General features: G+C 36.1%; 15 protein-coding genes. 11 read left to right on the plus strand and 4 right to left on the minus strand.

The annotated features are described in order from the left end of the window. Positions 1-429: 429 nt before the first annotated feature. A complete protein-coding gene (locus tag LPB89_RS11765; RefSeq protein WP_230701991.1) occupies positions 430-1,638 on the minus strand; it encodes an anhydro-N-acetylmuramic acid kinase in 1,209 nt (402 codons plus the stop codon). 245 nt (positions 1,639-1,883) lie between these two features. Between LPB89_RS11765 and LPB89_RS11770 the strand changes: the two genes are divergently transcribed. From LPB89_RS11770 to LPB89_RS11805, 8 genes are all read left to right on the plus strand, one after another. Continuing rightward, positions 1,884-3,095, plus strand: coding sequence for an alpha/beta hydrolase-fold protein (locus LPB89_RS11770; protein ID WP_230701992.1), 1,212 nt, complete (start codon positions 1,884-1,886; stop codon positions 3,093-3,095). Between the two features lie 331 nt (positions 3,096-3,426). Next, entirely contained in the window at positions 3,427-3,795 is a 369-nt protein-coding gene (locus tag LPB89_RS11775; protein WP_230701993.1) for a hypothetical protein, read from the plus strand. Between the two features lie 250 nt (positions 3,796-4,045). Continuing rightward, positions 4,046-5,383 carry a DarT ssDNA thymidine ADP-ribosyltransferase family protein gene (locus LPB89_RS11780; RefSeq protein WP_230701994.1) on the plus strand — a complete coding sequence of 446 codons (1,338 nt, stop codon included), beginning with the start codon at positions 4,046-4,048 and terminating at the stop codon, positions 5,381-5,383. Then, on the plus strand, positions 5,380-6,531 hold the full coding sequence (locus LPB89_RS11785) for a macro domain-containing protein (protein WP_230701995.1): 1,152 nt from the start codon (positions 5,380-5,382) through the stop codon (positions 6,529-6,531). Before LPB89_RS11780 ends, LPB89_RS11785 begins: the two co-directional genes overlap by 4 nt. 984 nt (positions 6,532-7,515) lie before the next feature. Beyond that, positions 7,516-7,794 (plus strand): hypothetical protein, encoded by a 279-nt coding sequence (locus LPB89_RS11790; RefSeq protein ID WP_230701996.1) that lies wholly within the window; start codon positions 7,516-7,518, stop codon positions 7,792-7,794. 554 nt (positions 7,795-8,348) lie between these two features. Further along, positions 8,349-11,255, plus strand: a complete 2,907-nt coding sequence (locus tag LPB89_RS11795; protein ID WP_230701997.1) for an FAD-binding and (Fe-S)-binding domain-containing protein — start codon at positions 8,349-8,351, stop codon at positions 11,253-11,255. Between the two features lie 734 nt (positions 11,256-11,989). Then, positions 11,990-13,933 (plus strand): amino acid permease, encoded by a 1,944-nt coding sequence (locus LPB89_RS11800; protein WP_230701998.1) that lies wholly within the window; start codon positions 11,990-11,992, stop codon positions 13,931-13,933. Positions 13,934-14,183: 250 nt separating this feature from the next. Then, positions 14,184-15,278, plus strand: coding sequence for a DUF695 domain-containing protein (locus LPB89_RS11805; protein WP_230701999.1), 1,095 nt, complete (start codon positions 14,184-14,186; stop codon positions 15,276-15,278). 149 nt (positions 15,279-15,427) lie between these two features. Here the strand turns inward: LPB89_RS11805 and LPB89_RS11810 are convergent, their stop codons facing one another. Beyond that, entirely contained in the window at positions 15,428-16,630 is a 1,203-nt protein-coding gene (locus LPB89_RS11810; RefSeq protein WP_230702000.1) for an aminotransferase class I/II-fold pyridoxal phosphate-dependent enzyme, read from the minus strand. A gap of 422 nt (positions 16,631-17,052) precedes the next feature. Here LPB89_RS11810 and LPB89_RS11815 point away from each other — a divergent pair, with 422 nt between their 5' ends. The 3 genes from LPB89_RS11815 to LPB89_RS11825 all read left to right on the plus strand — a co-directional run bounded on the left by LPB89_RS11815 (position 17,053) and on the right by LPB89_RS11825 (position 20,340). Continuing rightward, positions 17,053-17,508, plus strand: a complete 456-nt coding sequence (locus tag LPB89_RS11815) for an Lrp/AsnC family transcriptional regulator (protein ID WP_230702001.1) — start codon at positions 17,053-17,055, stop codon at positions 17,506-17,508. 721 nt (positions 17,509-18,229) lie between these two features. After that, a complete protein-coding gene (lpdA, locus tag LPB89_RS11820; RefSeq protein WP_127340226.1) occupies positions 18,230-19,633 on the plus strand; it encodes a dihydrolipoyl dehydrogenase in 1,404 nt (467 codons plus the stop codon). A 164-nt stretch (positions 19,634-19,797) separates the two neighbouring features. Next, positions 19,798-20,340, plus strand: a complete 543-nt coding sequence (locus LPB89_RS11825; RefSeq protein WP_230702002.1) for a lipocalin family protein — start codon at positions 19,798-19,800, stop codon at positions 20,338-20,340. A gap of 57 nt (positions 20,341-20,397) precedes the next feature. On the opposite strand, the gene LPB89_RS11830 is transcribed toward LPB89_RS11825, so the two are convergent. Together LPB89_RS11830 and LPB89_RS11835 are read right to left on the minus strand one after the other, a co-directional pair. Next, the gene (locus LPB89_RS11830) at positions 20,398-20,775 is read right to left on the minus strand and encodes a DoxX family membrane protein (protein ID WP_230702003.1); all 378 of its coding nucleotides are present in this window, start codon (positions 20,773-20,775) and stop codon (positions 20,398-20,400) included. A 207-nt stretch (positions 20,776-20,982) separates the two neighbouring features. Further along, positions 20,983-21,882, minus strand: a complete 900-nt coding sequence (locus tag LPB89_RS11835; protein ID WP_230702004.1) for a DUF4349 domain-containing protein — start codon at positions 21,880-21,882, stop codon at positions 20,983-20,985. Positions 21,883-21,891: the final 9 nt, after the last annotated feature.

The raw sequence follows: 21,891 nt of genomic DNA on the forward strand, positions 1-21,891 counted from the left end.
AGTATCGTAAATAATTAAGAAATAATAATTTTAACGGTATAGTTGTGTTTTTTGTTGCCGTGAATGTTATGAATTGTACTAATTAATTTTGGGGTGATTTTTTTTGCCGCGAATTGCACGAATTTTCACGAATTAAAATTGTTTACTAACTGGCGTAAAAAAAAGTTTAGCCAAAAATTACACGAATTTTCACTAATTAAAATTTTGTATTGATAGGTGTGCAAAAGTTTTGCCACGAATAACACGAATTTTCACGAATTAAAATTGTTTACTAACTGGCGTAAAAAAAGTTTAGCCAAAGATTAAAGGATTAAAAAGATTAAAAATCTGTGCGAATCCTTTAATCTGTGGCAAAAAAAATAATTTGTGTAAATTCGTGTTATTCGTGGCAAACTTTTTTTTCATTCAAATTCGTGGCAACCTCCTTTTTTAATCCGGAAACGAAATTTTCCCCATCGTCACAGACGGGATTCCTTTATTGTTCCCAAAATTATAATCCCCTCCGGCGACTGTTTCATTGGCTAAAATGGCGAATAAAACCGCTTCTTTGGCATCGCTCAGGATACCCAGATCATCACTTTTTTGAAATTCGCAGGGCAATAATTCAGCGAGCCATTTCACCAGTAACGGATTATGAATACCGCCGCCCGACATATAAATTTTGAAATCTTCCAGCGCATACGGACTGTTTTTCACGACAAACAAAATCGCTTCGGAAATCGTTTCGGCACTCAGGCGTGTTAAGGTAGCCAGCAAATCCGGTGCCGAAATAGCGGCGAGGCTTGTTTTGGTAAGTGCATTCTGTACAAAATCAAAGTTAAACAACTCCTGGCCGATGGTTTTCGGGAAGCTTTTTTGGAAGAAAGCATTGCTTTTCAATTCGGCTAAAAGTTCCGGATTTACCGTTCCGCTTTGTGCAATTTCGGCATCTTTATCGTAACTTTTTTCCGGGAAATAATGTTTGGTATAAATATCAATCAAAGTATTGGCCATGCCTGTATCGGTGACAAAAACCGCTTCGGCATCGAGGGAAGCGGGCAGATAGGTGAAATTGGCAATTCCGCCCATGTTTAGCATAATACGGTTTTCGCCTTTTTTGCTGAACAATAAATAATCGCCATAAACGGCCAAAGGTGCCCCTTCGCCACCTGCCGCTACATGTTTCTGCCTGAAATCTGATAAGGTAATAATTCCTGTTTTTACCGCAATATGATCGCCATCGCCAATCTGTAAAGTTGCATTGGGAAATTTTTCCTGCTGATGCAAAAACTTCGGGGCGTGCAAAACCGTTTGCCCGTGCGAAGCGATCAGGTCGACTTCGGTGGCGGGAATATTCCATTTCTCGAGGCAATCGTTGACCATGCCGGCGTGCAAAAGACCGATCCATTCGTTGAGTAAGGCGAAGTGCTGAAAATCGACCGTTTTCTTCGCAAACACTTTACGGATTTCGGTTTTAATGTCTTCGGTATACGTGATGGTTTCGAATTCGAGAATTTTTACCGCTGTGTTTTCGCCCGCGCCGGAAATTTCGCAAAGCGCAATATCCAGTCCGTCGAGTGATGTGCCGGACATGAGGCCTATTATTTTGCGGGTTTCTTTTTGGGCAATTTCGTTCAGTGCACTTATATTTTTATTCATTAAAATGAAGTTTTAGAAAAGCAGTTTATTTGATAACGCTAAAATCAGTTTTATTTGCCTATAAATATAATGAAAAAGGAATTTTTTATTTCTAAAAATCCGTAATTCGGAAAAAGGAACTTAATGCGGTAAAGCTTAAAAAATGCAGAAAATTTTTATAATTAATTGGTTAAGTTTGCCCGGAAATTCATCGAAATTGTTTTGCTGGATTTCAATCATCAATCAAACACTTAATCTTAAGAACTATGAAAACATTTTTTACTGCTGTTGCCGTATTCATGCTGACTTTTTGCATGCAGGCACAGGAAAACAGTCCTTTTAACACAGGATTTGAAGAAACTATCTCTTCAAAAATATTGGGACAGCAACGCAAAGTCTGGATCCATATTCCGAATAGTAACGGAGGAAATAAAATTAAAGACAGAGGCCGTTATCCCGTAATTTATGTATTAGACGGAAGCGAAAATTTTAATACCGTGGTAAGCATTACAGAACACATGGAAGAATCAAATCTTTGCCCGCCAATGATTGTGGTTGGAATCCTGCACCAAAACCGATTGGTTGATTTAACAACCGGTACAGACAAAGAATTGCCGGATGTTGTGGGCGGCGGCGAAAAATTTATGTCGTATGTCGAGAAAGAATTGATTCCGTACATAGATGCCAATTACCCAACCACAACCTATAAAACCTTTATAGGTCATTCGCTTGGAGGTTTGACGGTTATGAATACTTTTTTGCATAATCCAAAATTATTTAATTCGTATGTTTCTCTCGATGCTTCGTTGTGGTGGAACAATCAGCAAGTAGTGAAAGAGGCCAAAACGATTTTGCCAACTCAAAATTATAAAGGAAAAACATTGTATATAGGAATGGCAAACCGCTTAGAAAGAGGTGTTGACACTTTAAGTGTACAAAAAGATACAAGCAGCACTACGGGACTTATTCGCAGTAATTTACAATTCATCAAAGAACAGTCTAAAAATAAGAAGAACCAGCTGCGTTTTAAATACAAGTTTTACGAAGACGACAATCATCCTTCGGTTCGTTTGATTGGAGAATACGACGCGCTTCGCTTTATTTTTGAATTTTATAAACTTAAAATTTACGACAGCGAATTAAAAAACCCTGATTTTAAATTAGATTCTTTGTTGGTAGCACATTACAAAAACGTTTCTGAAAACATGGGGTATATCGTGAAGCCGGGCGAAAGCCAGATTAATAATTTAGGCTACCAAATGATGGGCGCCAAACAATTAGCAAAAGCCGAAACCTTATTTAAACTCAACACCACCAACTATCCCGAAAGTGCCAATTGTTATGATTCTCTGGGTGATTTATATCTTGAAAAAGGAGATAAGGCCAAAGCCATAGAAACTTTCAAAAAAGCGTTAACGCTAAAGGCAATTCCGGAAACGAAAGAGAAATTAGAAAAGTTGTTGAAGGACAAGAAATAAATTTTATTTGATTATATATTGAAAAGCTCAATCGTTTGGTTGGGCTTTTTTTGTGCTGTAATTTAGTAGCTACCAGAAGAACGACTTTAATTTGGTCGCGCCGAAATCATATTTACAAATAAAGGTAAGGAAAAAAGGGTTTTTATACTTTACTAAAAGGGGTATAAATACGGGCGCATTGGAATGCATTTATTGATAATTTTGTGAGATTGCCCTGTTGTTTTGCTCATACTGAAATCTGCTGTTAGTGGTTTTGAATATCACACTATACAAAGTTGTAAAATACTGAGGAATAGATTATTTATAAATTAATTTTAAACACCTTAAAGCTATGCAAATAAATACAGAAGCGCATAATTCGTTTCACAAATCGACCCTGATTTTCGGAATTATATTTTGTTTTTTCGCCTTACTCATTGCCGGACTTGGTATCTGGCTCATAACCCTAAAAAGCTCCGGTAAAACTGAATTCGAATTATTCGGACAAAAGTTTTTTTCGGAGAATGTTGGTGTATCGGCCATTTTTATTGGTGCGGTAATCCTGATATTGGCCGTTAGAAGAATTCTAAAATCGGTAGATAAAATCTCTGATAACTATTCTAAAACGACGCATGATATTTTAAATTCTGAAAGTTCTAAAAAATCTACATTGGAGGCTGCTGGTCCTGATGATGAGTTTGATTCTAGAATTCCGATGTAGTTAGAGAATATTATATGGGTTTAGGTTTTTTTGTTGTGATACAGAATATCTTGGATGTGTGACTCTTATTAGAAGATTAAAAGGATTTTTTCAGAAGTTTTTAGAATTAAAAATAAACAGGTATAAATACGTATTGTCTCATTTTTATTTATTGCTACACTTGTTTAATAAATTTTAGTAATTTATGGTTTTCCATAAAATGTTTAATTATTAAAAACTAAAATTTGTTTTTTAATCTTAAAAACTTATTATGAAAATACCGCAAGAACATCAAGATAAATATTTTTATCACTTTACACATATTGATAATTTAGATTCGATTGTAGAAAATGGATTTTTATCTACAAATGAAAAAGAAAGGCTTGGACTAAGTCACAAAGACGTTGCCAATGGTAATATACAAGAAAGAAGAAGTAATATGAAAGTTACGGTTGGCCCCGGAGGTAAAGTTCATGATTACGTTCCTTTTTACTTTTGCACAAGAAATCCAATGTTACTTTCTTTAGTTTTGTCAAAAAATATTGATCAAATGTTTATGATTTTTTTTGCAATTCCAATTAAAAAAATTGTAGATAAAGAAGTTGTATTTACTGATGCTTCTGCAAATACAATTAGTCCTCCTAATTTTTATTTTGATGCAATTGATCTTGATAAATTGAATTGGGATGTTATATTGTCGCAAAAATGGATGCCTAATGAAGGGGAAAAGAATAAAAAAATGGCAGAAGCTCTTGTATATAAATCTCTGCCAATTTCTGATGTTAGTACAATAATTGCTTGGAATCCTTATATAAAAAAGCATATCAAAGATACCTTTCTGAAAAAAGGAGTTAATTGTCCAAATATATCATTTGAACCTTTTTATGGCAAGAATTTTTTCTTTACTAAATTTGCTATGGGAAGAGGTACCGAAACATTTACAACAGGCCCTATACTTCTAAGAAATAAATATGATAAAGTAGTTGAAAATATCATAAAAAAGAGGAGTACTATAGTTAATTTTCGTTTCAAAAATGTTAACGATTTATTATTGCAAATTGATAACGATTTTTGTATAATTGAAGAATTGGAAGGAATTTATAATTTACCAACAATTAATGAAGTTCACAATGAAACGGTTAGTGATCATACATTAAATGTAGTGAATAATTTAGAAGAAATTTTATTTTTTATTGGTGCAGAAGAGGAAGAAAAAGATATCTTAAAACTTTCTGCATACTTTCACGATATTGGTAAAGGTCCTCATAAAAAATGGGAAAAAGGAAAACAACTCTCTTTTCCTGATCATCCTGTTGATTCGTTAGAAATGTTGGAAAGAATTTTAGTTAATGAAATTAAAATCTTATCAGACGATGAAATTAAAATGATATGTTTTTTAGTAGCATATCATGATTTAATAGGCGAAATATTAGGAAAAGGAAGAGATAAAATGCAACTTTTTGATTTAATAGAAAGTGAGAAAGAATTTGATATGTTAAATTGTTTAAATTATGCAGATGTATTATCTTTTAATAATAATTGGCATACAAATTATGAAGATAGTATATCACAACTAAAAAAAGAATTTTTAGATAAATTAAAAAAATGATAAAATTTGTAGAGGGAAATTTTTTTGACTATAAAGCTGACATCCGTATAAATACAGTAAATTGTGTAGGAGTTATGGGGGCTGGAGTTGCATTGCAGTTTAAAACCAAATATCCTGAGATGTTTAAAGAATATTTGAAAAGTTGTAATGAAAATAATGTACAAATTGGAAGACCACATGTTTGGACTAATAATTCAATTTTTAATGAAGAAGAAAATATTATCATTATAAATTTCCCCACCAAACTTCACTGGAAAAATCCATCAGAATATGATTATGTTGAAAAAGGATTAAATTGGCTATCAAATTTTTTATTAGGCCATGAAGGAAAAACTATTACCGTCCCTGCTCTAGGTTGCGGTCATGGAGGACTAGACTGGAATATTGTAAAAAAAATGATTTCAAAACATTTATCAAAAAGTAAACTTGATATTTTAGTCTTTGCACCTGAAAGTTCTACTGAAAAGAATGAAGTTCAAATTGAAAATAAACTTTCTAATAATAAAATAGTAAGATTATTGCCAAGTAGCGAAACTTATCCGCTAAAAATTAAAGGGAAAACAAGTTCTGAACTTTACGTTAAGGGAAATTTAGATTTATTAAACACAAAATTATTTTCTTTATTTGTCAATTCTAAGCCAGATGAAAAAGAAAAAAACGTGATTTTTCAATGTTTAAATAATAATGAACTTCTAAAGTATACTTTTTTATTAGGATATAATAGTAGCTTCGAAATAGACATCGTAAAATATTTGCTTTCAAAAAGAGCTTCAATAATTATTGCTTTACCTTATAGTATACTAAACTTAAAAATCAGAAAAGATTTGTTAGAGTACTGGGATGAAAATTTGATTACCATTCTTTCAATTGGAAATCCTGAAAGTAAATGGAATATTTCTGATTCTGTAAAAATGTTGAAATTTAGATTTAAAATATCAAATATTATGTTATTTACGTATTATGAATTAACTCCTATAATAAAATATAAAAATGATGTAATGGAAAACAATAATAATCATAAGTTTTTTATTAATTATTGGAACGAATCAATTAATTTTTATCAAGATATAAACGCGACCAAAATTGGAAAAGATAGAACAACTAATGAACCAAATCTTAAACCTATTTTAGAGCTTTTAAAATTATAAAATTGTTAATCTTGACTCTAAATTATTAAAGTTTCAGTTTTGAAATATTAAAGATATATTTGTAAAATAAATAAGCCGATAAACAATTGCCTATCGACTTATCTAACCTGCAGGAACAGGATTAAAGTAATTTTTGGTTTTTAGTTAAAAGCTAATGAAGCAAATACTAATATACTTTCAACCGTTATAAATTTGACGGTCTAAATTACTGATTAAAAGCATTGGCTAATGAGACCAATTTTTTTAAGTTGAAAAATAAAAGCACTCTGATGGGTGCTTTTATTTTTAACAAAGATAACATCAAATTTAATTAGCTATTAGAGAAGTTATTAGTTTTAATTGTTTATAAGTCCTTGTTTTTTGTTGATAACCAATAAATTACTATTAATAACGGAGCTTGTTAAAATTTATTAAATGTAGTATTTATCTATTTTTTTTAATTTTTAAAAATTGAAAAAAAAATTATTATAATGTTTTTCTAATTTCACAAGACATAACTTAAATTTGTCAATAAGTTTTTAGTGCAAGTAATATTTACAGAGGTAGATTTTTTTTTTAATTTAAAAATCACTATAAGCTTTTATTAATACATTTCGCAAAGTCTTCTAAAATAGCAAGAGACATTTATAAACTCGATTCTTTTAAAACTCTCCTAATTTCGCTTCGTTTCTATTATCATTTTTATACTTTTGTCGTCGTTTCAGTTTATACAGAAGAAACAAGGGAGGCATTTACTGAATACAAAAGCATAGTATTTATCGAAACAATACTTATTTGTAAGTGAATACGTATTTTTTAATTAAAAAACTATATATTTGTAATGCAAAAACTTTATACCGAGGAGAAATCCTGAAAAAACTATTTTTAGTTTAACATAAGCGAACCCACGTTACGTTGTAGGTGCTAGTGATAGCCCTGATCTCATTTCCTCGGAATGTTTTTGCACAACCGATCGTGGGTTTCGTGTACCTTATATTTTCAGATATGCAAAAAGAAAATCAAAAAGCATCACACCAGGATGTGGTGCCGTCCGTAGTCCATTTCCTTTCCGACCTTTGGTTTGAGGGAGATTTTAAACAACAGCCCTTGTACCTGCAGGAAATTTTCGAGTTAATGCTCGAAACCGAATTCGGCAATGATCAGGAGCTCCGACAAAAAATGCTAAGCTGTATCAGAACCAGCAGAAATCTGGCAGAGACCTTGTCTCCGTTTACAGACCAGCAGATTCAGCAAGCCTTCCTGGCTGTAGCAGTTAAGGAGTAGAATTCTAATTTTACAAATACCACAAAGCCCCGTATGTACGGGGCTTTTTTTGTCTTGCATTTTATTGCTGTGGGAAAGTTGGTTTTATTTTTCAGTTTCTCACAGAAGTTGTGGGAAATTGAATTTTTATTTTGGTTTTCCCACAGAAAGTGTGGGAAAGTTGGTTTTATTTTTAGTTTTCACACAGAAGTTGTGTGAAAGTGAATTTTTATTTTTGTTTTCACACACCTAGTAATCACTTACTGTTGGCGAATACAGGATGCGATTCCTTCGTTCCTCGGAATGACAATATGATGTGCTAATTTTTTAATGACTTCTTCAGCTCTTCGTTACAATGGAGTCTGAATTCCATAAGCTTCTCCTGATGTTATCGGGATCGCAGATGACACTATGGTTAAATTCCAATATTTTAAAAAAATTCCAAATTCCAAATTCCAAATCAAAAAAACACAATCTAAGAAAACCTTTTGCACCTTTGTTCCTTTGTACCTCTGAACCTATCAAATAAACCTAAAAAAAAACTATTTTTGTAATTCATTTTCAGGTCATAAATAATGTCAATACTTAAGGATTTAGAACAATTATCAGCATCGTTGGAAGGAACACTTTTATACGATGATCTTCATAAAACGCTTTATTCGACTGATGCTTCGGTGTACCGGATCAAACCAAAAGCGGTTGCGGTGCCTAAAACCAATGCAGATATTACCAAACTAATCCGGTTTGCAGCGGCGCATGATCTTTCGATTACGCCCCGAACTGCCGGAACGTCCCTGGCCGGACAAACGGTGGGCGACGGGATTGTGGTCGATGTTTCGAAGAACTTTACCAAAATCCTGAATTTCGATCCCATTCAAAAAACCGTTACGGTACAGCCCGGTGTAATTCGCGACGAACTGAATTTGTTCCTGAAACCGCATGGCGTATTTTTCGGTCCTAACACTTCGACTTCCAACCGCTGTATGATTGGCGGAATGGTCGGGAATAATTCTTCCGGAACGACTTCAATCCGATACGGCGTAACGCGCGATAAAATTGTAGAGATCAAAGCAATTTTGAGCGATGGTAGTGAAGTTGTTTTTAAGGAACTGACTTCGGCTCAGTTTATCGAAAAAACCAAAGGCGATACTTTAGAAAATAAAATATACAAAAGCGTTTACGACGAACTGTCGGTAAAAGCTACGCAGGACGAAATTGTAAAGGAGTTTCCGAAACCGGAAATTCACCGCAGAAATACCGGTTATGCCGTTGATATTTTACTGAAATCAGATTTGTTTGGCGGAACGGAACCTACCATAAATCTCGGAAAACTGCTTTGCGGCAGCGAAGGAACCCTGGCCTTTACGACCGAAGTTACGCTGAAGGTGGATGATTTGCCACCGGCACATAATATTATGGTAGTGGCCCATTATCACAGCATTCACGAATCGCTGGAGTCGGTTGTGGTGGCCATGAAACACCATTTGTATACCTGCGAAATGATCGATGATACAATTTTGGATTGTACGAAAACGAATCGGGAGCACATTAAAAACAGGTTCTTTTTGGTGGGCGAACCTAAAGCAATCATGATGTTTGAAGTAGCATCAAACGATCCCGAAGATGCCGAAAATCAGGCGAATGCTTTGGTGGCCGATTTAGAAAAAAATAACTTTGGTTACGCACTTGTAAAAATTTACGGAGCCGATATAGATAAAGTAAACGAGCTCAGAAAAGCCGGATTAGGGCTTTTAGGAAGTATTGTAGGCGATAATAAAGCAGCCGATTCTATTGAAGATACGGCAGTTGAGGTAAACGACCTGCCCGAATATATTGCGGAGTTTTCGGCAATGATGTTACGTCACGGCCAGGAAGCAATTTATTACGCGCATGCGGGTGCAGGGGAATTGCACCTGCGTCCGGTTTTGAACCTGAAGAAAACTTCTGACTTAAAATTGTTCAGAACCATCGCGACGGATGTAGCGATTTTGGTCAAAAAATACAGGGGATCGCTAAGCGGGGAACACGGCGATGGAATCGTACGCGGTGAATTTATTCCGTTTATGATTGGCGAAACGAATTATGAACTGCTGAAACGAATCAAATTGGCCTTTGACCCGAATTCAGTTTTGAATATCGGAAAGATTGTCAACGCCTTAAAAATGGACGAAAACCATCGTGTGGTATCGGGAAGGACAGAGCCGGATATTAAAACCTTTCAGGATTTCTCAGACAGTCTGGGGATTTTACGTGCAGCCGAAAAATGCAACGGTTCGGGCGATTGCCGAAAATTGCCATCGGCAGGAGGAGCGATGTGTCCGAGTTATCGTGCCACAAAAAACGAAAAAGAAACTACGCGTGCCAGAGCCAACGCACTGCGTGAATACCTGACGTATTCGGAGAAAGAAAACAAATTTGACCAGAAAGAACTGTACGAAGTTTTTGAGTTGTGTGTAAGCTGTAAAGCCTGCGCCAGCGAATGTCCGAGTAATGTAGACGTCGCCACACTGAAAGCCGAATTTTTATACCAATACCAAAAAGCAAACGGATTTTCGACCCGAAACAAGATTTTTGCGCACAATGCCAAACTGAATAAAATGGGAAGTATTTTTCCGTCGATCACGAATTTTATTTCGAATCAGCCGCTGGTAAAGAAAAGTATGGGTATTGCGCCGGAAAGACAGGTTCCGTTGCTGGCTAAAAAAACTTTTAGAAAATGGTACGACAATCAGAAAAAGCAAAACCATGATTTCCCGAACGGGCAGGTCTATTTGTTTAATGATGAATTTACGAATTACTATGATGTCAATATCGGTATTGATGCTTTCGAACTGTTGACAAAATTAGGGTACGAAGTTTTGGTTGTGGATCACGAAGAAAGCGGCAGGACCTATTTGTCGAAAGGATTTCTGGAAGAAGCCAAAAAGATTGCCAATACCAATGTGGGTATTTTTAAGGATTTGGTTTCCGCAAAAGCACCGTTAATCGGAATCGAACCATCGGCCATTCTGACTTTCAGGGACGAATACCTGCGTCTGGCGGATGATAAGGAAGCAGCTGAAAAGTTGTCTCACAGTGCTTTGACCATAGAGGAATTCTTTAAAAGAGAAATTCTTGACGGTAAGATTACACCGGATTCATTTTCGGAAGAAAAGAGAGAAATTAAAATCCACGGGCACTGTCATCAGAAATCACTGAGTTCTGTAGAAGCGACTTTTGCCATGCTGAATTTACCGAAGAACAATCTGGTTACGATTTATAATTCAGGCTGTTGCGGAATGGCAGGTTCTTTTGGATATGAAAAAGAGCATTATCAGGTCAGCATGCAAATGGGAGAGGACACTTTATTTCCCAAAGTGCGTGCGACTGCCGAAAATGTAAAAATCGCCGCGGCCGGAACCAGCTGTCGTCATCAGATTTTTGACGGAACCAGCAGGGAAGCCCAGCACCCGGTAAGTATCCTGAAAAGCTGTCTAAAGTAGCAGATTAACCACAGATGACACAGATCAAACGGATTAACACGGATTAACACGGATTTTAATCTGCTAAATCTGCAAAATCTGCGAGAGAAAATTTTAGCCACTCTCTATAATCTATCCGGATAAAAAAAACGCTCTCGCAGATTTGGCAGATTTGGCAGATTTTTTTTGCAAAGTCTAAGAGAAACCCGCGTTGGTCTATTTTATCGGTTAGATCATCAGGTAAAAGAATAACCACGGATGACACAGATCAAACGGATTAGCACGGATTTTAATCTGCGGAATCTGCAAAATCTGCGAGAGAAAATTTTAGCACTCTCTATAGTCTATCCGGATAAAAAAAAACACTCCCGCAGATTTGGCAGATTTGGCAGATTTTTTTTGTAAAGTCTAAAGAGAAACCCGCGTTGGTCTATTTTATCGGTTAGATCGTTAGGTAAAAGAAAAACCACGGATGACGCAGATCAAACGGATTAGCACGGATTTTAATCTGCGGAATCTGCAAAATCTGCGGGAGTTTTAATCTGCAGCAAAAACAATCAGCGTAAACCTGTTTAATCCGTAAAAGCCGCGTGCCATAAAAAAACAGGTTCCGGAAATTAAAACAATTTGTGTTGAAAAAAATCGTGCTAAAACAAAATCGTTTTATATATTTGATTTCAGGATAAAATTTGCATTATTTGCAAAATAAAAGCATAAAGTTAGAATTATATTAATTTTTAATCGTAAAACCATATATGGCATTTTCAAGTTTATTTCGAAAAAAAACCGTACAGGATATCCTGAAGCAAGTCGCAAAAAACGAGGCAGACGGTCATAATGCGTTAGGAAAACACCTGACAGCACGTGATTTAACTGCTTTTGGTATTGCTGCAATTGTTGGGGCAGGAATTTTTAGTACAATCGGTAAAGCCAGTGCCGACGGAGGACCAGCAGTAATCTTTTTGTTCCTTTTTACAGCCGTTGCCTGTAGTTTTGCGGCATTTGCCTATGCAGAATTTGCCTCGATGGTGCCGGTTTCAGGAAGTGCTTATACCTATTCGTATGTGGCTTTTGGAGAAATAATAGCATGGGTGATTGGCTGGGCGCTGATTATGGAATATTCGGTCGGAAATATAACCGTCGCCATATCGTGGAGTGATTATTTTACAGGACTCCTCGCCAGTGGAGGCATTCAGCTCCCGCAATGGGTTCAGATGGATTACCTAACCGCCTCCAACGGATTTGATAACGCAACAGCTTTAATGCATAGCGGAAAAGCATTCGCAAATTTAGAACCCGCTTTACAATCAGCTTACACCGCCTGGACGACTTCACCGGTCTTATTTGGCAGGTTTCACTTTGTAGCCGATCTTCCGGCTTTACTAATCATTATCTTAATTACAGCATTGATTTACCGAGGAATGAAAGAATCCCGTAACGCGAGTAACGTAATGGTGGTCGTAAAACTTTGTATTGTACTTTTGGTAATTGCAGTAGGTGTATTTTATGTAGATACGGCCAATTGGGATCCGTTTGCACCAAATGGAGTAAGTGGCGTATTGAAAGGAGTTTCAGCCGTATTTTTTGCCTATATCGGTTTTGATGCTATTTCTACTACGGCAGAAGAATGTAAAAATCCACAGCGTGATTTACCGCGCGGAATGATGTGGGCCATTATTATATGTACTATTTTATATATTGCCATTGCCCTGGTACTGACCGGAATGGTAAGTTATAACCAATTAAATGTTGGTGACCCCTTAGCCTTCGTATTCGAAAAATTAGATCTGAAATGGATGTCAGGAATTATTGCCGTAAGTGCCGTAATTGCCATGGCAAGTGTTTTACTGGTTTTCCAGATGGGACAGCCGCGTATCTGGATGAGTATGAGCCGCGACGGATTATTGCCAAAACGTTTTTCTAAAGTACACCCTAAATATAAAACGCCGTCTTATGCTACTATCGTAACCGGTTTTGTGGTTGCGGTTCCGGCTTTGTTTTTAAATCTTACTATGGTAACCGATTTATGCAGTATCGGAACTTTGTTTGCCTTCGTTTTAGTTTGCGCGGGAGTTTTGGTTTTGCAGAATAAACCGGAAATACCAAGAGGAAAATTCAAGACACCTTATGTGAATTCACAATATATCATGCCGGTTTTACTCATCATCGGACTGGTCTTTGCCTTCGGATACAATAAAAAAGCAACCATGAGTTTTATTACAAACGAAACTCAAATCAACAGTTCGGCAGACATCATTACTTCACTGGATAAAAACGATTCTGAAAAAGTATTCCGTTATTTAAAAAGTATAGATGTTCAGAATAAAACTGCCGAAACTTCAGATTTAGAGCATTTGTTAGGGCAATATCAGTCTGATGATGCGAAATATGCTGAAGTAGTAAAGGGGTTGCCAATCGATGATTCATTAAAATACGAAAGCGGATTCAGCTTATTCAAACACAAAATTCCAATGTGGATTTTCTTATTTGTTCTGGTTGGATTAACCGTTTGGGCTTTCAGACAAAAATTATCATTGATTCCGCTTTTGGGCTTAATCTGCTGTTTGTATATGATGGCGGAATTAAGTGTCTGGAACTGGATTTACTTTACAGTCTGGCTGCTTATAGGTCTTTGTATTTATTTCGGCTTCAGCAGAAAAAACAGCAAGCTGAATTTTATTGAAGAAGTTAAAAGTTAGACGTTAGAAGTTATACAGGAAAGCCGTTTTGAGAGATCAGAACGGCTTTTTTGTTTGTCGGTCACATTGCACCTGCTTAATTTTCGCGCGGGTTGTACTGACTGAATGCGTTTATTGGGATTTTTTTATTCGGTTGCGATTGGTTTACCGTCATACATAAAATTATTTTATTTAAAAATATTCCTGAATATTCCGGCAAGTAATTTTTGCTTTAATTTGCCGTCGGTAATTTTAAACTTAATTTTAATACATGAATTTTCTTAAAAGCATATTTGGAAAGAAAGAGGCACCTGTAAAATCATACAGTGATTTCTGGGACTGGTTTGTAAAACACGAGAAAGCGTTTTTTAAAGTGGTACAGAAAGGCGATACTATACATAAAGATTTCTTTGAATTGCTATCTCCAAAACTGGACGAAATTCATGATAGTATCTATTTCCTGACCGGAATGCTGGACGATCAAACTGCTGAACTGATCCTGACACCGGACGGCGCCATTAAAAATATTTATGTGATTGAAGAGTTGGTAGCTGCTGCTCCTGAAATCGAAGGTTGGAAATTCACAGCTCTGAAGCCTGCATCGGATATTAAAGATGTTAGCATTAATTATGAAGGTTTTAAATTTAATTCCGGGAATTTAAAATTTTATCCCAATTTGCATAAAAATTATCCGGATGAAATTGATCTGACTATTGTTTACGATGATTTTACAGAGGATAAAAAAGCTGCGGCAGCCAATGGAGTTTATATTTTCCTGGATAATTATTTAGGTGAATTGCATGCCGTTACTTTAATTGATAGCATGAAAGTAGTTGGTAACGAAGGCATTTCCGAAGAGTTAATTCCGATTGAAAAACTAAAGGATTATTTAATCTGGAGAGAAAAAGAGTTTGTGGAGAAATACGAAGGAATCAGGCACAATAGTGAAGATGATGCTTACGCAAATTTTGAAGGAAAAAGAAAATCGGGTGGAATTGTTTTAGCTTTAATCAATACAACGATTCTGGAATGGGATAAAAAAGCGTCGCATCCCTGGGTTTTTATTGTATCCATTCCATTTAAGAGTACTGATGAAAGTGGCTTACCGGATAGCGATTCCTATAAATTACTGGATGAAATTGAAGATGAAATAAGCGCTGACCTCAAAGACTTAGAGGGGTATTTAAATATTGGAAGAGAAACAGCTAATGGAAAAAGAGAAATCTTTTTTGCCTGTAAAGAATTTAGAAAACCACCAAAAGTTTTAGACGCGATCATTAAAAAGTACAGCGAGACATTTGAAATTAGCTATGAAATTTATAAAGATAAATACTGGCAATCGTTTAGGCATTATCAGCAAAAATAAATAACAGAAAGCCGTTCCGGAATAATTCCCGAACGGCTTTTTAGTGTGTTTTTTGCCACTAATTACACGAATTGCACGAATTATTTTTTGCATGCAGATTAATTCGCGGAAATTAGTGTAATTAGTGGCAAAGGAATAATCATTTTCATTTACAAAATCCCAAGCTCTACCATACAAGCCTTCATCATCTCGTAAGTACGCTGGATATCATTATCCAAACCAATAGAAAAACGAATTAAACCATCGGTAAGTCCCATTTCGGCCTGTTCTTCGAGTGGAATCTCACTCGAAGTCGAAGTTCCCGGAGCGCTGAACAACGTTTTGTAGAAACCTAAACTCACCGCCAGATAGCCCAGATTTCTGGCCTGCATTAATTCCATCAATTCATTGGCTTTGTCAAGAGTGCCCACATCAATCGTCATCATACCGCCAAAACCATATTCCGGATTGATCATCGTTTTGTACAATTCATGGCTCGGGTGGCTTTTTAATCCCGGATAAACCGTTTTTAAACCGTCAGCTTCAAATTGATCGGCGAGAAAATGAGCATTATGACTGTGTTGTTTCACACGGATATGAAGGGTACGAAGATTTTTCATCACACTCGCAGAACGCAGACTGTCCATAGTAGGCCCTAAAAGCATGCTCGCACCGCTGTTTACATTTTTTAAGGAATTGACAAACTCCTTAGAAGCACAGGTCACACCACCCACCGTATCGCTGCTCCCGTTAATGTATTTCGTCAAACTGTGAATCACGATATCAGCGCCCAGTTTTGCCGGAGAAACCGATAAAGGCGAAAACGTATTGTCCACCACTAATTTCAGGTTGTATTTTTTTGCAATTTTAGCCAGACCGGCAATATCCGCCACTTCCAATAAAGGGTTACTTACGGTTTCGCAATACAGCACTTTTGTGTTGGGCGTAAGGGCAGCTTCTACAACATCTAACTTCGTGATGTCTACAAAACTGGTTTCGATACCAAAACGAGGCGTAAAATTTTTAAGGAAAGCATAAGTTCCGCCATAAATGGTTCTGCTCGAAACAATATGATCGCCTGCGCCGCACAATTGCAGGAGAGTAGGGGTAATGGCACCCATTCCCGAAGCCGAAACATTTGCCGTCTCCGTGCCTTCCATCGCGGCCAAAGCCTGATCCAGGTATAAATTACTGGGCGAAGAATGGCGTGAATACAGGTAACAGCCTTCCATATTGCCTTCAAAGGTATCGAACATGGTTTTTGCCGAAAGAAAAGTATAAGTCGATGAATCTGAAATCGACGGATTCACACCGCCAAATTCACCAAAATATTGTAAATCCTGAATCTTGTCTGCTGGGTTAAAGTTTTTCATAGTAGTTTTTTGAGTTGCTATTTTATTGTTTTTGTAATTGATATTGGAATTTGGAATTTATGTTTTTGGAATTTACATCCTGAACTAGTCGAAGGATGAGGAGCTATTTCCAGCTTTCCGTTTCAAGTCCTCATGAAAAAGGCAAGTTTCTAATGTTGTAAAAAGAGCTTCCGTTGGTCGCTTTTTTACAACAAGAAACTTTTGCCTTTTTTATTCCGGGCTTTCCACTTCAATCTGGGCTATGAAACTCTTTTTCAAAATAAATCCTGTTCAAAATAACAGTTTATCAGAAAATTAATCAATGATGTAGATTGTAATTAGATTTTAAAACTATAATTAATCTTTAATTAGGAATATTTATCTAAATTTGATTTGCAAATTACAGATCACTAGATTTTCTTTCATCTCCTAAAACCAACAAAATGACTTTAGACGCCACCGATAAAAAACTATTGGTTTTACTACAAACCGACAGTAAAAAAACAACCAAGGAATTGTCCCTAAAACTTAATCTTTCTGTAACGGCGGTTTACGAACGAATCAAAAAATTGGAGCGTGAAGGAATAATCAAAAACTACGTAGCATTAGTTGATAAATCCAAAATTGACAAAGGCTTTGTGGTTTTCTGCCACTTAAAACTGATTCAGCATACCAAAGAATTCCTGACCAAATTCGAGAGCGAAGTTGTTCAGCTCAACGAAGTGTTGGAATGTCACCATGTAAGCGGTGATTACGATTATATCCTCAAAGTCCTTGTAAAAGACATGGAAGCCTACCGCGAATTTCTGGTAACCAAACTCACGACATTACAGCACATCGGCAGCACACAAAGTACTTTTATGATTAGTGAAGTGAAGAATTCAACGGTTATTTTTTGAGGGGCTGAGGTTCTGAGTGGCTAAGATGCTAAGTTTTTTTAGTTTCAGGTTTGAACTTTGCGTCTTTGCGACTTTGCGTGAGAAGACTGGAGATCAGGTTTTTAGGCGCAAAGGTTCAGAGAGGCAAAGGTTCAAAGGTTTTTTAGTTTCAGGTTTAGAACTTTGTGTCTTCGCGGCTTTGCGTGAGAAGATTGGAGATCAGGTTTTTAGGTGCAAAGGTTAAAAGGTTTTTTAGTTTCAGGTTTAGAACTTTTTGTCTTCGCGTCTTTGCGTGAGAAGACTGGGAGATCAGGTTTTAGGTGCAAAGTGGTAATTTTTTTTAATTGCCTCCAGCTTTAGCTGAAGGTACAATATCTAGACAGAAAAAAGCTTTAGCCAAATAATGTAGATTCGGCTAAATTATGCGACTTTGCGTGAAAAAAACCAGAATACTAAGTTTTTAGGTTCATAAGTTCAGAGAGACAAAGCTTCAAGGGTTTTTCATAAATCGTCAGATTTAAAAGGAGACGCTAAAACTATACCTTACAAATAAAAAAATCTGCTAAATCTGCCAAATCTGCGAGATTAAAAAAGAAAAACTTACCGAACCTTGCGTAAACTTCCTAACACTCTTTGCGGTAAAACCGACAACTCAAAATTCACGCAAAAAACATTGAAATTTAAACTTTAAACAAAACTTTATTCCTTAATTTTGTATCGCTAAAAATAAAACAGACAAACTATGAGTTCATTTGACGTAGTCATTATAGGTTCAGGCCCGGGCGGATATGTATCAGCAATTCGTTGCGCACAATTAGGTTTCAAAACAGCAATAGTAGAAAAGTACACTTCTTTAGGAGGAACCTGCCTGAATGTAGGTTGTATTCCATCAAAAGCACTATTGTCTTCTTCTCACCATTATGCAGAAATTGCACATTTCGCGGATCATGGAATCGAGGTTTCAGGTGATGTAAAAATCAATTTAGAGAAAATGATTGCCCGCAAACAAGCAGTTGTAGATCAAACCGTAGGTGGAATCAACTACCTGATGGACAAAAATAAAATTACTGTTTTTAATGGTTTAGGTTCATTCGTAGACGCAACTCACATTGCAGTAGCCAAAGCTGACGGAACATCAGAAACTATTGAAGCAAAATATACTGTTATTGCAACAGGTTCAAAACCATCTTCTTTACCATTCATTAAAATCGATAAGGAAAGAATCATTACGTCTACAGAGGCTTTGGCTTTAAAAGAAGTACCAAAACATTTAGTAATTATTGGAGGAGGAGTTATCGGTATTGAATTAGGACAGGTTTATTTACGTTTGGGAGCACAGGTTTCCGTAGTAGAATTTATGGACAGAATCATTCCGGGAATGGATGCTTCTTTGTCTAAAGAGCTGACTAAAGTATTGAAAAAACAAGGAATGAAATTCTACGTTTCCCACAAAGTAAAATCAGTAGAAAGAAATGGCGATGCTGTTGTAGTTCAGGCTGAAAATGCAAAAGGAGAAACCATTACACTCGAAGGAGATTATTCATTAGTTTCTGTTGGTCGTCGTCCATACACAGACGGATTAAACGCAGACAAAGCAGGAGTGAAGATTTCAGACCGAGGACAAGTAGAAGTAAACGATCATTTACAAACTAACGTTCCAAACATTTACGCTATTGGAGATGTGGTTCGTGGAGCCATGTTAGCCCACAAAGCAGAGGAAGAAGGAACTATGGTTGCTGAGATATTAGCAGGACAGAAACCGCATATTGATTATAACCTAATTCCTGGTGTTGTTTACACCTGGCCGGAAGTGGCTGCCGTTGGACAAACAGAAGAGCAGGTAAAAGCTTCAGGAACAGAATATAAAGTGGGAAGCTTCCCGTTTAAAGCTTTAGGCCGTGCAAGAGCAAGTGGAGATTTAGACGGATTCGTAAAAATTATTGCTGATGCTAAAACTGATGAGGTTTTAGGAGTTCACATGATCGGAGCGCGTACAGCAGATTTAATCGCTGAAGCAGTTACTGCAATGGAATTTAAAGCTTCTGCTGAAGATATTTCAAGAATGAGTCATGCACATCCAACTTTTGCTGAAGCAGTAAAAGAAGCAGCATTAGCCGCTACAGATAACAGAGCATTGCACGTATAAGTGATTTATAAAAATATAGTTGACCGTCAGGATTTATTCTGGCGGTTTTTTTGTTTTGTAACGTATTGATTCGTAACTTTATACTATATAAAAATCAAGAATAATTCTGTAAAATAGTTGTTGATTGTGTTGTTAACTTTATATAAATAAAAATAGACAACATCATGAAAAATAAATATATAGCTCCTGTTTTGTTAGGAGCAGGAATTGCTTTCTTACTTTATTCCTGCGGTTCTACTATTCCGGACAAAGCAGTGGCCGTCACTAATTTTGACAAAACAAAATATCTGGGTAAATGGTACGAAATTGCCAGATTAGATTTTAAATATGAGAAAGGCCTGAACAATGTTACAGCCGAATACTCTCTGAATGATAATGGAACTATAAAAGTATATAACAAGGGCTATGATGTCAAAAAAGACAAGTGGGAACAAAGTATCGGGAAAGCCAGGTTTGTCAAAAAAGACAACGTTGGTATGCTTAAGGTCTCATTTTTTGGTCCTTTTTATGCAGGTTACAATGTCATTGCAGTCGATCAGGAGTATAAGTATGCACTTGTTGCAGGAGAAAGTCTGAAATACCTGTGGATCCTTTCGAGGGAAACGACAATTCCGGAAAATGTGAAAGCAGATTATCTTAAAAAAGCAGCTGAAATCGGTTATCAAACTACCGATCTTATTTGGGTAAAACACGATAAAAGTAAATAAAAGAAACCCGGCAGATTTTTACATCTGCCGGGTTTTTTATTTTTTAGGTGAAAGGATTTATACAGTAAAAACACTTTTATAATTATGCCAGTATCTGTAAATCAGGAATATATTAGCCAAAAACAATAATCCTGCAATAGGCAAATGTTCCGGTGACATAAAATAATTGATAAACAGAATGTTGATAGTGATAGGTAAGATCAAAATGTTTGCTAATGTTACGTAGCGGCCTGATACAAAAGCTAATCCGCATATTAATTCAATTGATTTAGCTAAAGGCATTAAATAAGTTGAGGCAACCAGGCCAACATTGAAAGCTTTGAAATTATCATTAGTCATTGGCTCTGCAGGCATTAAGTTAAAAAAGTAACTAATAGAAGCAAAAAGTAATAAGAGGCCAATCAAAACTCGGACAATAATGGTAGCAATTTTCATAATACTAGGATTTAGATAGGTTAAAAATATATAAATTATTTGCTGATAAACATTACAAGGTGAATTCTGTAATAATATAAAACTTGTTTTTCAGGTCATTTATTAAGAATCCTATAATCAATACAATCCTATTTTGGGATTAATCTAATCTTATATCAAATATAATGAATTTTTTCTTATTAAATTGTGGCTTTATTAACACTTTTATTATTTCCTGCTATATTTTCTGTACAAGAAATAACCAGCGGCACCTAGTACAATAAACGGCCACAGATTAAGGAGAAATACAAAAATGGCTTCAAGGATATACCAGCCGCTTTTTAAAGAATCGATGATCTGAATGCCTAAATTTGGTTTATAGGAACTACTATCTTTTTCGCTTGCTATTATTTCCTGTTTAATTGTTTCCTTCTGATACAACTGAAGTGTGATCGTACTAAAGTTAATCTGATCCTGCATCGATAAATGATCGATTGCGGCATTATCCTGTGCTTCTTTTTGACTGGCCAGCGCATTCTCGGCTTCCATAATATCGTTGATTTTTTGACCTTTAGTGTCAATGGCTTTTGCAACTCTTTTTTCGGTAACAGCGCTTCTTTTCTGGGTAAGCTGGTTGGATAACAGTTTTAGGGAAACATCATCTGCTTTGATTACCCTGAAGTCCAGAAAATCAATTTGCCTGGCTATGGTTTTGATTACGGTGTCCAGTTGCGTATTAGGAACGCGAATGGTGACATTATTTTCTACGGTATATTTTGTAGTTTCCAAAGTACTGTCCTGACTGATTTTGGTTTTAATTTGTTCCTGAATAGTACTTTGAAGGTTGGTATACGTCACATAACCTCCAAATTTCTGAACCGCATTTTCAATCGCATAGGTTGATTTTGCAACATTTCGGACTTTAAATTTCAAGTCTGCGGTTCGAATGAATTTTTGTTTGCTGTCTTTTTTTTCTACTGCTGCCGAGGACGAAACGGCTGTACTGTCTGCTGTTTCGGTCGCGTAATCGGCAGTCTGATCGCCGACAGAGTCCTCTGATTTTTTGCAGGAAAATAATAATGCGATCAGGACCAAAGAGGTCAGGCTTAATTTTGTAATTGTTTTCATAAAGGTTAA

It is taken from the genome of Flavobacterium sp. ENC, from assembly GCF_020991415.1.
GTDB lineage: Bacteria > Bacteroidota > Bacteroidia > Flavobacteriales > Flavobacteriaceae > Flavobacterium.

Coding starts and splice junctions, on each gene's coding strand:
- LPB89_RS11765 (WP_230701991.1), bottom strand. CDS start 1,638: ATGAATAAAAATATAAGTGCACTGAACGAAATTGCCCAAAAAGAAACC.
- LPB89_RS11770 (WP_230701992.1), top strand. CDS start 1,884: ATGAAAACATTTTTTACTGCTGTTGCCGTATTCATGCTGACTTTTTGC.
- LPB89_RS11775 (WP_230701993.1), top strand. CDS start 3,427: ATGCAAATAAATACAGAAGCGCATAATTCGTTTCACAAATCGACCCTG.
- LPB89_RS11780 (WP_230701994.1), top strand. CDS start 4,046: ATGAAAATACCGCAAGAACATCAAGATAAATATTTTTATCACTTTACA.
- LPB89_RS11785 (WP_230701995.1), top strand. CDS start 5,380: ATGATAAAATTTGTAGAGGGAAATTTTTTTGACTATAAAGCTGACATC.
- LPB89_RS11790 (WP_230701996.1), top strand. CDS start 7,516: ATGCAAAAAGAAAATCAAAAAGCATCACACCAGGATGTGGTGCCGTCC.
- LPB89_RS11795 (WP_230701997.1), top strand. CDS start 8,349: ATGTCAATACTTAAGGATTTAGAACAATTATCAGCATCGTTGGAAGGA.
- LPB89_RS11800 (WP_230701998.1), top strand. CDS start 11,990: ATGGCATTTTCAAGTTTATTTCGAAAAAAAACCGTACAGGATATCCTG.
- LPB89_RS11805 (WP_230701999.1), top strand. CDS start 14,184: ATGAATTTTCTTAAAAGCATATTTGGAAAGAAAGAGGCACCTGTAAAA.
- LPB89_RS11810 (WP_230702000.1), bottom strand. CDS start 16,630: ATGAAAAACTTTAACCCAGCAGACAAGATTCAGGATTTACAATATTTT.
- LPB89_RS11815 (WP_230702001.1), top strand. CDS start 17,053: ATGACTTTAGACGCCACCGATAAAAAACTATTGGTTTTACTACAAACC.
- lpdA (WP_127340226.1), top strand. CDS start 18,230: ATGAGTTCATTTGACGTAGTCATTATAGGTTCAGGCCCGGGCGGATAT.
- LPB89_RS11825 (WP_230702002.1), top strand. CDS start 19,798: ATGAAAAATAAATATATAGCTCCTGTTTTGTTAGGAGCAGGAATTGCT.
- LPB89_RS11830 (WP_230702003.1), bottom strand. CDS start 20,775: ATGAAAATTGCTACCATTATTGTCCGAGTTTTGATTGGCCTCTTATTA.
- LPB89_RS11835 (WP_230702004.1), bottom strand. CDS start 21,882: ATGAAAACAATTACAAAATTAAGCCTGACCTCTTTGGTCCTGATCGCA.